The organism is Streptomyces sp. NPDC020597, assembly GCF_044335095.1.
In the GTDB taxonomy this organism is placed as follows: Bacteria; Actinomycetota; Actinomycetes; order Streptomycetales; family Streptomycetaceae; genus Streptomyces.
In genome coordinates this window covers 462,190-475,091 of the sequence record NZ_JBIRUL010000001.1, presented here as the reverse complement: position 1 = coordinate 475,091, position 12,902 = coordinate 462,190, and the positions used below count along the sequence as shown (strand labels likewise).

The window sequence follows — 12,902 nt, the reverse complement described above, 5'->3', positions numbered from 1 at the left end:
TGGCCACTTCTGGCCCGTATCCCACGACCGCCGGAAGACCCACACGGGACTCGCACGGTCACGCCGGGGTGAAGTGGTACGTCACTTGCCAAGTCGGACGTCGTCGCCGCCCGGTTGCCGCCCTCCACCGAGGGTGGCGCAGATCACAGCAAGGGCCATGCCGCCGAGCAGGAACAGATACGAGCCACCGCCCGCGCCGAACAGGAAGTCGCCCTCCGGGCGGCCGGCGGTGGAGAGGATGACGGAGATCATCCAGCCGGCGGCGGGCGCGACCGCCCCGGCGCGGCTGCCGACGGCCCGCGCGCCGCCGACGAACAGCCCGGCGGCGCCCAGGAGCGCGAGGAGCAGCCCGCCCGGGAACCAGCCGGCCTGGACGAGCGCTCCGGCGAGACCGGTGAGCGCGCCGAGCAGCAGCAGCCCGGCATAGGCGGCGGCCCGCCCGGCAGGCGGCATCCGCAGCGGCTGGGCGAGCATCGAACCCCGGTCGGACATCAGGCCGCCTCCACCGTGTCGGTCGTTCCGGCGAACAGGTCGGTTTCCCTGTTCCCGCCGTGCCCGGCCGCCTCGCCGCGGACGAGTTCGTAGTACTCGGTCGTGAAGAGGGGCTGGGCGAGGTCGTTGGAGAGGGCGAAGTACCGCTCCCCCGGGGCGACGGCGATCTGGGTGGCGTGCGCCCGCATCGCGGCGGCCTTGGCGGCGGCGTGCCCGGCGTGTGCGTCGATCTCGGCGGTGACGCGGTCGTCGTCCACGACGCCCGGCACGTCGGACACGGCGGCGGCGCTCGGGAAGGGGAGGGCCGGCAGCTCCTCCCGGAGCTTCGCGAAGGCGGCCTCGGCGACGGAGCGCGGGACGCGGTTCCAGTACACCTTCGGGATGCGCCATCCGGCGGCCTCGGCCAGCTCGGCGGCCCGCATGGCGACCCGGTGGGCCTGGATGTGGTCGGGGTGGCCGTAGCCGCCCTCGTCGTCGTAGGTGACGAGGACCTGGGGGCGCACCTCGAGGATCACCTCGACGAGGTGCGCGGCCGCGTCGTCGACGTCGGCCTGCCAGAAGGAGGCCGGGTCGTCGTTGTCGGCAAGGCCCATCATCCCGGAGTCTCCGTAGCGGCCCGCGCCGCCGAGCAGACGGAAGTCGTCCACACCGAGCTCGGCCAAGGCCGCCGCGAGTTCCCCCCTGCGGTGCTCGCCGAGCGCGGCGCCGGTCAGATGCCGCAGCTCCGGCGGGATGACCTCGCCGCGTTCGCCGAGCGTGCAGGTGACCAGGGTCACGTGGGCGCCCTCGGCCGCGTACCTGGCCATGGTCGCGCCGTTGTTGATCGACTCGTCGTCCGGGTGCGCGTGCACCAGCAACAGACGCCGTGAGGGCAGTTCCGTCATGGGGCCAACCCTACGAGGCGCCCCGTCTCCCCCCGCCACCTCCCCGCCGGTCCGTCACTCCTTCTCGACGAAGATCGCTTCCGCGGACGACGCGGTGACGGCCCTGGTGAGCCAGTGCCGCAGAAGATCGGGGTCGTCGCAGCCGGTGACGCGCTCGCGCACCTCGTCGGAGACGTCGAGGCCGCGGGCATTCAGAACGAGCAGGATGTCCTCTGCACCCCGCTGGGCTCGACCCTCGTCGCGGAACTCTTCGAAGATGTACGACTTGTACGGGGAAAGGTCCACAGCCACCAGGTTCCTCCGGAGTCCGGGCTGGTTGCAGGAGATCGTGCGGGTGACCATCCGGCCGCCCCGGATCCGGGAGCGCTCGCGGCGCAGATAGCCGTGGGCCTCCAGTTCGCGCAGCCCGGCGGCGATACGGGTGGATCCCTCGGGGAAGCGGGCGGTGAGGGCCTTGATGTCGACGCGGGCGCCCTTGGGCAGCGACTGGATGTGCACGCCCAGCCCGATCGCCAGGAGCGACAGCTCGCGGTGCTGCGCGAGGTGGTTGCCGATCACCGTGAAGCGGGTGGTGTGACGGGCGTTCTCGTGGGTGAGTCCGCCCACGCGGGTGTGGTTTTTGCCCGCGTTACGGGACTCGGCGCATGAGGGCGCGCTAGGGTTTTCGGTGTCCATCGGGAAGTCCTGTCTTCCTCGGTGGTCAGGCCCTCGCACTGGGATTGCCGTCCCGGCGGGGGCCGTCGCATGTCTGGGGTGGAGGTGCAGCACTGTGGCTCTGTGCTGCGTTGCGCTGAGCGTAAGGCAGGCAACCCGTCACGAATCCAGTCGAGTTGGGCATATTCACTCGCGGGAGTGAGTTTGACCCGGCGGGCGGGAGGGGTGGGGCTTGGTCGGGTTCTTTCGCCGCCGTCGTGGGTCTTTGGAATGAGCGCCCCTCGCCCCGAAGCTCGAGAATCCGGGTTCCGGTGACGGACGCACATCCCCTGGTCCGGGACTTGCGGCGGTCAGGAGAGGCGGCGGCCCTGAACGTCGTCCGGCGGGAGTACGAGTTCGGCCCAGACCGTCTTGCGCGGGCGCAACTCCGGAGCCCAGCCCCACCGGTCGGCGAGCGCCTCGACCAGGAGCAGTCCACGGCCCGACTCGGATCCGGTGCCGGGGCCCGAGCCGGAGCCGGGATGCGGTGGCCGGGGCGGGCGGTCCCCTGCCGTGTCGGTCACCTCGATGCGCAGCGTGTGCGCGATGACGTAGAGCGAGAGTCTGAAGTCCCGGCCCGGTACGCGTCCGTGGGTCACCGCGTTCGCCGCGAGTTCGGCGACGATCTGGCCGGCCGGGTCCACCGGCACGCCCCAGCAGTGCAGTTGCTCGACGGTGAGCAGGCGGGCGAGGCGCGCTCCGCGGGGTGTCGGGGACAACCGCACGCTGAAGTTGCGGAAGTGCTGACCGGGAGGTCGGGCCCCGAAGGAGACGGATTCCTGAATCACGTGACTCAGAGTGGCCAGTCACGCATACCGTGAACAGTGACGAAGCCGTTGCGTACGGTGACTGTCCGGGCGTTGTCCGGGCGTGTCCGAACTGTCGGCCCGGGTGACGGAGGGTGCGGAATGGAGCAGGTGAACGGCAGGCCGGTCCAGCTCAAGGAGGAGGCGGACGAGCCGGGTTGGGAGGTGGACCCGGACGACGACTGGGGTGTCGCCGTCGTGGAGACGGTGGGGCGGCAGTTGAAACTGCGCCGCGAGGCCGTGGGGATGCGCGCGGCCGACTTCGGGCTGGCGGTCGGGTACGGCGAGGACCTCGTCTACAAGATCGAGAGCGGCAAGCGGATCCCCCGCCCCGAGTACCTGGACAAGGCCGACAAGGTGCTGGGCGCGGGCGGGCTGCTCTCGGCGATGAAAGAGGACGTGAAGAAGGTCCGGTACCCGAAGAACGTCCGCGAGATCGCGAAGCTGGAGGCACAGGCGGTCGAGCTCGGGGTGTACGTCGGGCTCAGCCTGCACGGGTTGTTGCAGACGCCCGAGCACGCGCGGGCGCTGTTCGAGGTCTGGCAGCCTGTCTACTCACCGGAGGAGGCGGAGCGGCGGGTCGCTGCCCGCATGGCCCGGAAATCGATCTTCGAGCGGTCGCCTGCCCCGGCTCTCAGCTTCGTCCAGGAAGAGGCGACACTGCGTCGGCCGGTCGGAGGCACAATGGTGTGGCGTCAGCAGCTCGAACATCTGCTGGAGGTGGGACAGTTGCGCCACGTCACACTTCAGGTGATGCCGACGAGCTCCGAGGCTCACCCTGGGCTGAGCGGAAAGATCGAGGTGCTGAAGTTTCCGGACGGCACGGCAGTGGGCCGTTCCGACGGCGCGTACAACGGCCGACCGATCTCGGATCCGAAGCAGCTGCGAATCCTTGAGCTGCGGTATGGCACCATCCGGGCCCAGGCTCTCACGCCGCGGGAGTCGCTGACCTTCATCGAGCAACTGCTGGGAGAGACATGATCCACAAGGGTTCCGCTGGGGAGAACTCCGAGTTGGCGTGGTTCAAGAGCAGCTACAGCGACGGCCCTGACGGCGACTCCTGCGTCGAGATCGCCACCGCCCCCGGCACCGTCCACGTCCGCGACTCCAAGCACGCCGATGGGCCCCGCCTCCGGCTCTCGCCGGAAGCCTGGGCCGACTTCGTGCCGTACGCGTCCGAGGGCTGACGGCGTCAGAACTTGATGCTGCCGATCATGCTCGCCACGCTCGTCGTGAGATCGCTGATGGTGGGAGCGATCGTCGAGGAGGCCAGATAGAAGCCGAGCAGGATGCAGACGACAGCGTGACCGCCCTTCAGTCCCGACTTCTTGATCAACAAGAAGACGACGATCGCCAGCAGCACCACCGCCGAAATCGAGAGTGCCACGGCGGCTCACCTCCAAGGACCCGGGAAACGTGAGGAAAACAGAGCGAGGGAACACGTAAATCCATACGACTGCCAGCAGGTTCATACCCACTCAGCGCTAGTGATCATAACTACGTGTGGGCGCGCATCTCTCGGCGCACAGCCGCACAAGGGGGTCGCATGGCCAATATGGTCGGGGGATGACGACCGAGTCCGACTCCTTCCCCCGCAGGCACGCCCGCACCCAGCGTTTCACTCTCGGCGCGCCGCGATCTTTCACGGTGGCTCCCGACGGCTCCCGCGTCGTGTTCCTGCGCTCCGGCTCCGGCACGGACCGCGCGGGCGCGCTCTGGGTCCTCGATCCGGCGGACGGCACGGAACGCCTGGCCGCCGACCCGCGCACCCTCCTCGGGGGCGCCTCGGAGGACCTCTCGCCACAGGAGCGGGCACGCCGCGAACGCAGCCGTGAGGCGGGTGCCGGCATCGTCGGCTATGCCACCGACGCGGAGGTGGAGCTGGCGTCTTTCGCCTTGTCAGGGCGGCTTTTCACAGCGGAACTGAGGGCGGGGACGGCCCGGGAGCTGCCGGTCGCGGGGCCGGTGATCGACCCCCGTCCGTCCCCCGACGGGCGACTCGTCGCCTATGTCGCGGGGGGCGCCCTGCGGGTGGTGGGCGCGGAGGGCGAGGACGACCGGGCGGTGGCGGAGCCGGAATCGGACCCGGTTTCCTATGGATTGGCCGAGTTCATCGCGGCCGAGGAGATGGCCCGCTCGCGTGGCTTCTGGTGGGCTCCGGAGTCGGATCGGCTGCTGGTCGCCCGGGTGGACGACACGCCGGTGGAGCAGTGGTGGATCTCCGATCCGGCCGAGCCGAAACGTGACCCACGACACGTGCGCTATCCGGCTACCGGGACGCCCAATGCTGACGTACGCCTGTTCGTGTTCGGTCTCGACGGGGTGCGCACGGAGGTCGTCTGGGATCGTGCGCGCTATCCGTATCTGGCGCGAGTGCACTGGTCAGGGGCGGGGGCGCCGCTGCTGCTCGTACAGGCGCGCGACCAGCGAAGTCAGCTGTTCCTGGCGGTGGACACCGACTCCGGGGCGACCCGGATGGTGCATGCCGACGAAGATCGGATTTGGCTGGAACTGTTCCCTGGGGTGCCCTGTTGGAGCCCCTCGGGACAGTTGGTCCGGATCGCCGACGAAGGCGGCGCGCGGGTCCTCACGGTCGGCGAACGTCCGCTGACCGGCGACCAACTGCATGTGCGGGCGGTGCTGGACGTCACGTCCGACGACGTGCTGGTCGCCGCCTCCGCCGGGGCGGGCGCGGCGACGCCCGAGGTCGGCGAGGTGCACGTCTACCGCGTGAACGAACTCGGCGTCGAGCGCCTCTCCCAGGAGCCCGGCGTGCACGGGGCGGTCCGCGCCGGGAACGTGACCGTGCTGACGTCGGCGGTCCTGGACCGGCCGGGCACCGTGGCGCGGGTGCTGCGGGACGGGAAGCCCGCCGCGACCGTCGGGTCCTGTGCGGCGGATCCCGGCCTGTCCCCCCGCGTGAAGCTCGTCGAGGGGGGCGCACGGCGCATTCCGTGCGCCGTGCTGATGCCTGCGGACCACCGCGGCGACGCCCCGCTGCCCGTGCTCATGGACCCCTACGGCGGTCCGCACGGCCAGCGGGTGGTGGCCGCGCACAACGCCCACCTCACCTCGCAGTGGTTCGCCGACCAGGGCTTCGCGGTGATCGTCGCGGACGGCCGGGGGACGCCGGGCCGCTCGCCCGGCTGGGAGAAGGCGATCCACCACGACTTCACCGTCGCCCTCGACGACCAGATCGAGGCGCTGCACGACCTGGCGAAGAGCCATCCCCTGGACCTCTCCCGGGTGGCGATCCGCGGCTGGTCCTTCGGCGGCTGGCTCGCGGCTCTCGCAGTGCTGCGCCGCCCGGACGTCTTCCACGCGGGCATCGCCGGCGCCCCGGTGACCGACTGGCGGCTCTACGACACCCACTACACCGAGCGGTACCTCGGCGACCCGGCCACGTCACCGGCGGCGTACGCGAAGAGTTCCCTGGTCGGCGACGAGGGGCTCGCCGAGCCCGCCGAACCCCGCCGGCCGTTGATGATCGTCCACGGACTGGCCGACGACAACGTGGTCGTCGCGCACGCCCTGCGCCTGTCCTCGGCCCTGCTGGCCGCCGGCCGCCCGCACGAGGTGCTCCCGCTGTCGGGCGTCACCCACATGACCCCGCAGGAACAGGTCGCGGAGAACCTGCTGCTGCTCCAGGTGGACTTTCTCCGGCGCGCTCTCGGGCTCGGCTGACCCGAAGAGGGGGCAACGGGCCGGGGCGACATGCGCCCCGGCCCGTTTACGGCACCCGCACGGCCGTACGCTGTTCAGCCTGCCGCGTCCGTATATCGGAATCGGGTCGGCCAAGTTGCCTGCGTGTTAACGCGGTTGCTGCGCAAATGTGCGATTGCGTCTGCCCCGTCCGGTCCCGGCCCGGTCTCCGTCAGGCCTGCGGCTCCTCCGGCGGGACGACCTGTTTCAGCTCGGCGAAGTGGCACGCCGAGTCGTGCGCCTCGGGCCCCGTCGCATGGCGGAACTCCGCCGGGACGGCCAGCGCCGGCACCTCCAGCGCGCAGCGCTCCCGCGCCTTCCAGCAGCGGGTGCGGAAGCGGCAGCCGGAGGGGACGTTCGTCGGGGACGGCACGTCGCCCACCAGGATGATCCGCTCCCGGTGCTCGCGCGCCTCCGGGTCGGGCACGGGCACCGCCGACAGCAGGGCCTGGGTGTACGGGTGCGTGGGGTGGTCGTAGATCTCGGCGTCGCGGCCGATCTCCACGATGCGCCCGAGGTACATGACCCCGACCCGGTCGGAGATGTGCCGGACGATCGACAGGTCGTGCGCGATGAAGAGGTAGGACAGGTCGAACTCGCTCTGCAGGCGGTCCAGCAGGTTGATCACCTGTGCCTGGACCGACACGTCCAGCGCGGACACCGGCTCGTCGGCGACGATCACCTCGGGGCGCAGGGCCAGCCCCCGCGCGATGCCGATGCGCTGGCGCTGTCCGCCGGAGAACTGGTGCGGGTACCGGTTGATGTACTCCGGGTTGAGCCCGACGACGTCCAGCAAATCCTGGACCTTGCGCCGGCGGTCGCCTTTCGGGGCCACCTCGGGGTGGATCTCGTACGGTTCCCCGATGATGTCGCCCACCGTCATCCGCGGGTTCAACGAGGTGTACGGGTCCTGGAACACCATCTGGATGTTGCGCCGGACGGCCTTGAGGGCGCGCCCGGACAGCTTGGTGATGTCCTCGCCCCGGTAGCGGATCTCACCGGCCGTCGGCTTCTCCAGGTTGACCAGCATCTTGGCGACGGTCGACTTGCCGCAGCCCGACTCGCCGACGATGCCCAGGGTCTCGCCGCGGTGCAGGGTCAGGTCGACCCCGTCGACGGCCTTCACGGCGCCGACCTGCTTCTTGAAGAGGATGCCCCGGGTCAGCGGGAAGTGCTTGACCAGCCCCCTGACCTCCAGAATCGGCTCAGCCATGCAGGCACTCCCTCCAGAAGTGGCAGGCGCTGGCGCGGTCCGCGTCGGAGTCCTCTACGTCGTACAGCGGCGGGACGTCCGTGCGGCACACCGCCCGGGCCAGGGGGCAGCGCGGGTTGAAGGCGCAGCCGGGCGGGATGTGCATGAGGTTGGGCGGCAGGCCCTTGATGGCGTAGAGCTCCTGGCCCTTCTGGTCGAGCCGCGGGATGGAGTCGAGCAGGCCGCGGGTGTAGGGGTGGGCCGGGGCCTTGTAGATGTCGTGCACGGGGGCCGACTCGACGATCCGGCCCGCGTACATGACGGCGATGCGGTCGGCGACGTCCGCGACCACGCCGAGGTCGTGGGTGATGAGGATGAGGCCCATGTGGTACTCGCGCTGCAACTCCGCGAGCAGGTCCATGACCTGGGCCTGGACCGTCACGTCGAGCGCGGTGGTCGGCTCGTCGGCGATGATGAGCGCCGGTTCCAGGGCCATCGCCATCGCGATCATGATGCGCTGGCGCATGCCGCCCGAGAACTGGTGCGGGTAGTCCTTGACCCGTTCCCGGGCGGCCGGGATGCGGACCCGGTCCATCAGCTCGACGGCCTGGGCGCGCGCGTCCTTCTTCGACATCCCGCGGTGCACGACGAACATCTCGCCGAGCTGGTCGCCGACCGACAGCACGGGGTTCAGCGACGACAGGGCGTCCTGGAAGATCATGGCCATCTCGGCCCCCCGCACCTTGCGGCGCTCGTCCTCCTTGAGCTTCAGCAGGTCCGTGCCCTGGAAGAGGATCTCGCCGGAGGTGATCCGGCCGGGCGGCATGTCGAGGATGCCCATGATCGCCTGGGCCGTGACGGACTTGCCGGACCCGGACTCGCCGAGCACGGCGAGCGTCTCCCCCGCGTCCACGCCGTAGCTGACGCCGTTGACGGCCCGGGCGATCCCGTCCCGGGTGCGGAACTCCACGTGCAGGTCACGCACTTCGAGCAGCATCCGCCCGTCACCTCAGCTTCGGGTCGAGGGCGTCGCGGACCGCGTCGCCGAGCATGATGAAGGCCAGGACCGTGAGGGCCAGGGCGCCCGAGGGCCACAGCAGGGCGTGCGGGGCGTTGCGGATGTACGGGGAGGCGGCGGAGATGTCGATCCCCCAGGAGACCGTCGGCGGCTTCAGACCGACGCCGAGGTAGGACAGGGTCGCCTCCAGCGCGATGTACGTGCCGAGCGCGATGGTGGCCACGACGATCACTGGGGCCACCGCGTTGGGCGTGATGTGCCGCAGCAGCAGCCGGGAGTGGGAGGCGCCGAGGGCGCGGGCCGCCTGGACGTAGTCGTTCTGCTTGGCCGTGATCACCGAGCCGCGGGCGATGCGGGAGATCTGCGGCCAGCCGAGCAGCACCATGAACCCGATGACGGGCCAGACGGTGTTGCTGGTCACCACGGAGAGCAGGACGAGGCCGCCGAGGACGACCGGGATGGCGAAGAAGATGTCGGTGATCCTGGACAGGACCGCGTCCCCCGACCCGCCGAAGAACCCGGCCAGCCCGCCGAGCACGCTGCCGAAGAGCGCGACGCCGAGCGTGGCGAGGACGCCGACCGTGACGGACGTGCGGGCGCCGTAGACGACGCGTGTGTAGACGTCGCAGCCCTGACCGTCGAAGCCGAACGGATGGCCCGGCTGGGAGCCCTCCTGGGCCTTGGACAGGTCGCACTTGAGGGGGCTCAGCCAGGTGATGGATCCGGGCCACAGGGAGATGAACACCAGGAACAGGATGACCAGGGCTGAGACGATGAAGACGGGGTTGCGGCGCAGGTCCCGCCAGGCGTCGGACCACAGGGAGCGGGCCTTCTCGGTCGGGCCGGGCCCCTGCGGGCCGCCCGGGGTCTTCTCCAGCGTCTCCCCCTCCGCCGTGGCGAGGTCCATCGCCCCGCCCATGCCGGTGTCGGCGATGGCACCGTCCTCCGGGGTGCGGCCGGCGCCCGGCAGATGACGCTCCGGCGGCGGCTCAGACATAGCGGATCCTCGGGTCGAGTACGGCGTACAGCAGGTCGACGAGCAGGTTGGCCACCAGGAACACCAGGACGAGGACCGTCACGAAGCCGACGACGGTCTGGGTGTTCTGGCGGAGGATCCCCTGGTAGAGCTGGAAGCCCACGCCGTGGATGTTGAAGATGCGCTCGGTGACGATCGCACCGCCCATCAGGGCCCCGATGTCGGTGCCGATGAAGGTGACCACCGGGATGAGGGAGTTGCGCAGCAGATGCCGGGTGACGACCCGGCGATGCGGCAGCCCCTTGGCGACCGCCGTGCGGACGTAGTCGGACCGCTTGTTCTCCGCGATCGAGGTGCGGGTCAGCCGGGTGACGTACGCCAGCGACACGGACGCCAGCACCAGCCCCGGCACGATCAGTTCGCCGAACTCGGCGTCCGAGGAGACCGACGGCTTGATCCAGCCCCACTCCACGCCGAGCAGCAGTTGCAGCAGCAGACCGGTGACGAAGGTGGGGACGGAGATCACCACGAGGGTCAGCAGCAGGACGCCGGTGTCGACGGGCCGGCCCCGGCGCAGGCCCGTCACCACGCCCAGGGTGATGCCGATGACGATCTCGAAGACGATCGCGACGACGGTCAGCCGGATGGTGACCGGGAACGCCGTCGCCATCAGCTCGGTGACCGGCTGACCGTTGAACGCCGTACCGAAGTCTCCGGTGAAGACGTTCCCCATGTAGGTCAGGTACTGCTGCCACACCGGCTTGTCGAGGCCGAACTCCTTCTTCAGCTGGGCGGCGGTGGCCGGGTCGCACTGCCGGTCACCGCACAGGCCGGCGATGGGGTCGCCCATCACGTTCACCATCAGGAAGATCAGCAGCGTCGCCCCGATGAACACGGGGATCATCTGGAGCAGACGCCGGATCACATACCGGCCCACGGCGGGTCAGCTGACCTTGATCTCGTTGTAGACCGGGACGGAGAACGGGTTGAGCTTGACGTTCGAGAGCCGCTCCGAGTAGCCGGCGCTGCCGTTCTGGTACCAGAGCGGGATGGCGGCCATGTTGTCGCGGACGACCTCCTCGGCCTTCTGGAACGTCTGCACGGCCTTGGCGGTGTCGGTTTCGGCGTTCGCCTGGTTGACGAGCGAGTCGAAGTCCTTGTTCGACCACTTGCCGTCGTTGGAGGAGGCGTTCGTGTAGTAGAGCGGCTGGAGGAAGTTCTGGATGAGGGGGTAGTCCATCTGCCACCCCGCCCGGAACGGGCCGCTCATCTTCCGGTCGGTGATCTGGTTGCGGAAGTCGGCGAAGGTGCCGACCGGGTTGCCGACGCAGGCCTTGTCGTTGTCGAGGGCGTTGTTGATCGAGTTGCAGACCGCGTCGACCCACTGCTTGTGGGACCCGGTGTCCGCGTTGTAGCTGATCTTCACCTGGCCGCCGGGGAGGCCGCCGCCCTCCTTGATGAGCTGCTTCGCGGCAGCGGGGTCGTACTCGCACGCGTCCCCGCACAGGCCTTCCTTGAAGCCGCCCTCCTCGCCGAGCACCGGGGAGGTCCAGTCGGTGGCGGGGGTGCGGGTCTTCTGGAAGATCGTGTCGGTGATCTGCTCGCGGTCGATCGCACGGGACAGGCCGGTGCGGACCTTGGCCGAGCCGGCGGTGTTCCACTTCGGGTCGTAGAACGGGAAGGCGAGGGTCTGGATGATGCCGGCCGGGGTGTTGAGGTAGCGGTCGCCGAGGTCGGCCTTGACGTTCTTGAGCTGGGCCGCGGGCACGTCGTCGACCAGGTCGAGGTTGCCGGCCAGCAGGTCCGTGTAGGCGGTGTTGTTGTCGGTGTAGACCTTGAGGGTCACCCCGCCGTTCTGCGCCTTGTCCTCACCCGGGTAGTCGGCCCACTTCTTCAGCTCCATCTGGGAGCCCTTGGTGTAGGACGCGATCGTGTAGGGCCCGTTGCCGACCGGCTTCTTCAGCCAGCCGGCGTGGTCGCTGAAGAAGCTCTGCGGCAGCGGGGCGAAGGCGGGGTAACCCAGCGTGTCGGGGAAGGTCGAGAACTTCTGCGTGAGCTTGACCGTGAAGGTCTGGTCGTTGACGACCTTGAGCCCCGAGAGGGTGTCGGCGGTCTGCTTGCCGCCCTCGGCGGGGTGCGTCTGGGCGTAGCCGTCGATGTACTCGAAGAAGTACGCGTTCTTCTGGTTGTTCTTCAGGCTCGCGCCGTAGTTCCAGGCGTCGACGAACGACTTCGCCGTCACCTTCTCGCCGTTGCTGAACGTCCAGCCGGACTTGACGGTGATCGTGAAGTTCTGCGAGTCGGTGGTGTCGATCTTCTCGGCCAGCATGTCCTCGGCCGCGCCCGTCTCCGGGTTGTAGCGCTTCAGGCTCCGGAAGATCATGTCGAGGACCTTGCCGCCCTGCACCTCGTTGGTGTTGGCGGGCTCGAGCGGGTTCTGCGGGTCACCCCAGGAGGAGCTGAGGACCGCGCCGCTGTCACCGCTGCCGCCCCCGCTGTCGCTTCCCCCGCTGCCGCAGGCCGTCGCCGTGAGCGCTGCCGCGGCCGCGCATACGACCCACTTGGCGTGCGTGGCTCCACGCATGGGATGCCTCCTCGTTGACTGCGCGCCTGTCGCCCTGTCACCTGATCCTTTACCAGGCGATATCCACCTATAAGCGATTCGACGCACTTTCACCCGTCCGTACGGGTGCATCGGACGCCACGCGAGCACGCCACCGAACGGGCGCACGGACACGGCCGCACGCAGGGGAGCGGGCGGGGGCGAGGACGTCGCGCGAGACACGGACCCGCCCGCCGACAAGAGCCCGGCCCACGGGGCGAGCCACCCGCCGCGCAGGGCCGCGGGGCCGCGGGGCCGCGGGGCCGCTCGGCCGCGGGCCGGCGGACGAGGCCGCGGGCCAGCGGACGCGGGGTGCAGGGCGCGGGCCAGCGGGCGGGGGGCGACAGGCGCGGACCGGCGGACGCGGCGCGGGCCGCGGGCCCGACGGGCGCGGGGTGCAGGGCGCGGGCCAGCGGGCGGGGGGCGACAGGCGCGGACCGGTGGACGCGGCGCGGGCCGCGGGCCCGACGGGCGCGGGGTGCAGGGCGCGGGCCAGCGGGCGGGGGGCGACAGGCGCGGACCGGTGGACGCGGCGCG

Annotated in this window: 13 protein-coding genes; 3 read left to right on the top strand and 10 right to left on the bottom strand. The window is 70.3% G+C overall.

The features are described 5' to 3' along the window. Positions 1-81: 81 nt before the first annotated feature. The 4 genes from ACH4ZA_RS02250 to ACH4ZA_RS02235 all read right to left on the bottom strand — a co-directional run bounded on the left by ACH4ZA_RS02250 (position 82) and on the right by ACH4ZA_RS02235 (position 2,866). A complete protein-coding gene (locus ACH4ZA_RS02250) occupies positions 82-492 on the bottom strand; it encodes a DUF6113 family protein (RefSeq protein ID WP_319282179.1) in 411 nt (136 codons plus the stop codon). Beyond that, positions 492-1,376, bottom strand: coding sequence for an N-acetyl-1-D-myo-inositol-2-amino-2-deoxy-alpha-D-glucopyranoside deacetylase (gene mshB / locus ACH4ZA_RS02245; RefSeq protein ID WP_398427629.1), 885 nt, complete (start codon positions 1,374-1,376; stop codon positions 492-494). Before mshB ends, ACH4ZA_RS02250 begins: the two co-directional genes overlap by 1 nt. 54 nt (positions 1,377-1,430) lie before the next feature. Then, positions 1,431-2,051, bottom strand: coding sequence for a hypothetical protein (locus tag ACH4ZA_RS02240; RefSeq protein ID WP_398427627.1), 621 nt, complete (start codon positions 2,049-2,051; stop codon positions 1,431-1,433). Between the two features lie 329 nt (positions 2,052-2,380). Continuing rightward, positions 2,381-2,866 (bottom strand): ATP-binding protein, encoded by a 486-nt coding sequence (locus ACH4ZA_RS02235; RefSeq protein WP_398427826.1) that lies wholly within the window; start codon positions 2,864-2,866, stop codon positions 2,381-2,383. Positions 2,867-2,977: 111 nt separating this feature from the next. On the opposite strand from ACH4ZA_RS02235, the gene ACH4ZA_RS02230 reads away from it, so the two are divergent. Next, entirely contained in the window at positions 2,978-3,856 is an 879-nt protein-coding gene (locus tag ACH4ZA_RS02230; protein ID WP_319282173.1) for a helix-turn-helix transcriptional regulator, read from the top strand. Continuing rightward, a complete protein-coding gene (locus ACH4ZA_RS02225) occupies positions 3,853-4,062 on the top strand; it encodes a DUF397 domain-containing protein (RefSeq protein WP_319282171.1) in 210 nt (69 codons plus the stop codon). The genes ACH4ZA_RS02230 and ACH4ZA_RS02225 overlap by 4 nt, the downstream gene beginning before the upstream one ends. A gap of 5 nt (positions 4,063-4,067) precedes the next feature. On the opposite strand, the gene ACH4ZA_RS02220 is transcribed toward ACH4ZA_RS02225, so the two are convergent. Continuing rightward, on the bottom strand, positions 4,068-4,262 hold the full coding sequence (locus tag ACH4ZA_RS02220) for a hypothetical protein (RefSeq protein WP_057584374.1): 195 nt from the start codon (positions 4,260-4,262) through the stop codon (positions 4,068-4,070). A 179-nt stretch (positions 4,263-4,441) separates the two neighbouring features. Between ACH4ZA_RS02220 and ACH4ZA_RS02215 the strand changes: the two genes are divergently transcribed. Continuing rightward, positions 4,442-6,559: a prolyl oligopeptidase family serine peptidase gene (locus tag ACH4ZA_RS02215; protein ID WP_398427626.1), complete on the top strand. Its 2,118-nt coding sequence runs from the start codon at positions 4,442-4,444 to the stop codon at positions 6,557-6,559. A 190-nt stretch (positions 6,560-6,749) separates the two neighbouring features. Here the strand turns inward: ACH4ZA_RS02215 and ACH4ZA_RS02210 are convergent, their stop codons facing one another. The 5 genes from ACH4ZA_RS02210 to ACH4ZA_RS02190 are packed head-to-tail and all read right to left on the bottom strand — an operon-like array spanning position 6,750 to position 12,347. Beyond that, positions 6,750-7,790, bottom strand: a complete 1,041-nt coding sequence (locus ACH4ZA_RS02210; RefSeq protein ID WP_319282167.1) for a dipeptide ABC transporter ATP-binding protein — start codon at positions 7,788-7,790, stop codon at positions 6,750-6,752. Next, the gene (locus tag ACH4ZA_RS02205) at positions 7,783-8,766 is read right to left on the bottom strand and encodes an ABC transporter ATP-binding protein (protein ID WP_398427625.1); all 984 of its coding nucleotides are present in this window, start codon (positions 8,764-8,766) and stop codon (positions 7,783-7,785) included. Before ACH4ZA_RS02205 ends, ACH4ZA_RS02210 begins: the two co-directional genes overlap by 8 nt. 7 nt (positions 8,767-8,773) lie before the next feature. Beyond that, positions 8,774-9,784, bottom strand: a complete 1,011-nt coding sequence (locus ACH4ZA_RS02200) for an ABC transporter permease (RefSeq protein ID WP_319282163.1) — start codon at positions 9,782-9,784, stop codon at positions 8,774-8,776. After that, a complete protein-coding gene (locus ACH4ZA_RS02195) occupies positions 9,777-10,700 on the bottom strand; it encodes an ABC transporter permease (RefSeq protein WP_319282161.1) in 924 nt (307 codons plus the stop codon). Before ACH4ZA_RS02195 ends, ACH4ZA_RS02200 begins: the two co-directional genes overlap by 8 nt. A 6-nt stretch (positions 10,701-10,706) precedes the next feature. After that, the gene (locus tag ACH4ZA_RS02190; RefSeq protein WP_319282159.1) at positions 10,707-12,347 is read right to left on the bottom strand and encodes an ABC transporter substrate-binding protein; all 1,641 of its coding nucleotides are present in this window, start codon (positions 12,345-12,347) and stop codon (positions 10,707-10,709) included. Between the last annotated feature and the right edge of the window lie 555 nt (positions 12,348-12,902).

Coding starts and splice junctions, on each gene's coding strand:
- ACH4ZA_RS02250 (WP_319282179.1), bottom strand. CDS start 492: ATGTCCGACCGGGGTTCGATGCTCGCCCAGCCGCTGCGGATGCCGCCT.
- mshB (WP_398427629.1), bottom strand. CDS start 1,376: ATGACGGAACTGCCCTCACGGCGTCTGTTGCTGGTGCACGCGCACCCG.
- ACH4ZA_RS02240 (WP_398427627.1), bottom strand. CDS start 2,051: ATGGACACCGAAAACCCTAGCGCGCCCTCATGCGCCGAGTCCCGTAAC.
- ACH4ZA_RS02230 (WP_319282173.1), top strand. CDS start 2,978: ATGGAGCAGGTGAACGGCAGGCCGGTCCAGCTCAAGGAGGAGGCGGAC.
- ACH4ZA_RS02225 (WP_319282171.1), top strand. CDS start 3,853: ATGATCCACAAGGGTTCCGCTGGGGAGAACTCCGAGTTGGCGTGGTTC.
- ACH4ZA_RS02215 (WP_398427626.1), top strand. CDS start 4,442: ATGACGACCGAGTCCGACTCCTTCCCCCGCAGGCACGCCCGCACCCAG.
- ACH4ZA_RS02210 (WP_319282167.1), bottom strand. CDS start 7,790: ATGGCTGAGCCGATTCTGGAGGTCAGGGGGCTGGTCAAGCACTTCCCG.
- ACH4ZA_RS02205 (WP_398427625.1), bottom strand. CDS start 8,766: ATGCTGCTCGAAGTGCGTGACCTGCACGTGGAGTTCCGCACCCGGGAC.
- ACH4ZA_RS02200 (WP_319282163.1), bottom strand. CDS start 9,784: ATGTCTGAGCCGCCGCCGGAGCGTCATCTGCCGGGCGCCGGCCGCACC.
- ACH4ZA_RS02190 (WP_319282159.1), bottom strand. CDS start 12,347: ATGCGTGGAGCCACGCACGCCAAGTGGGTCGTATGCGCGGCCGCGGCA.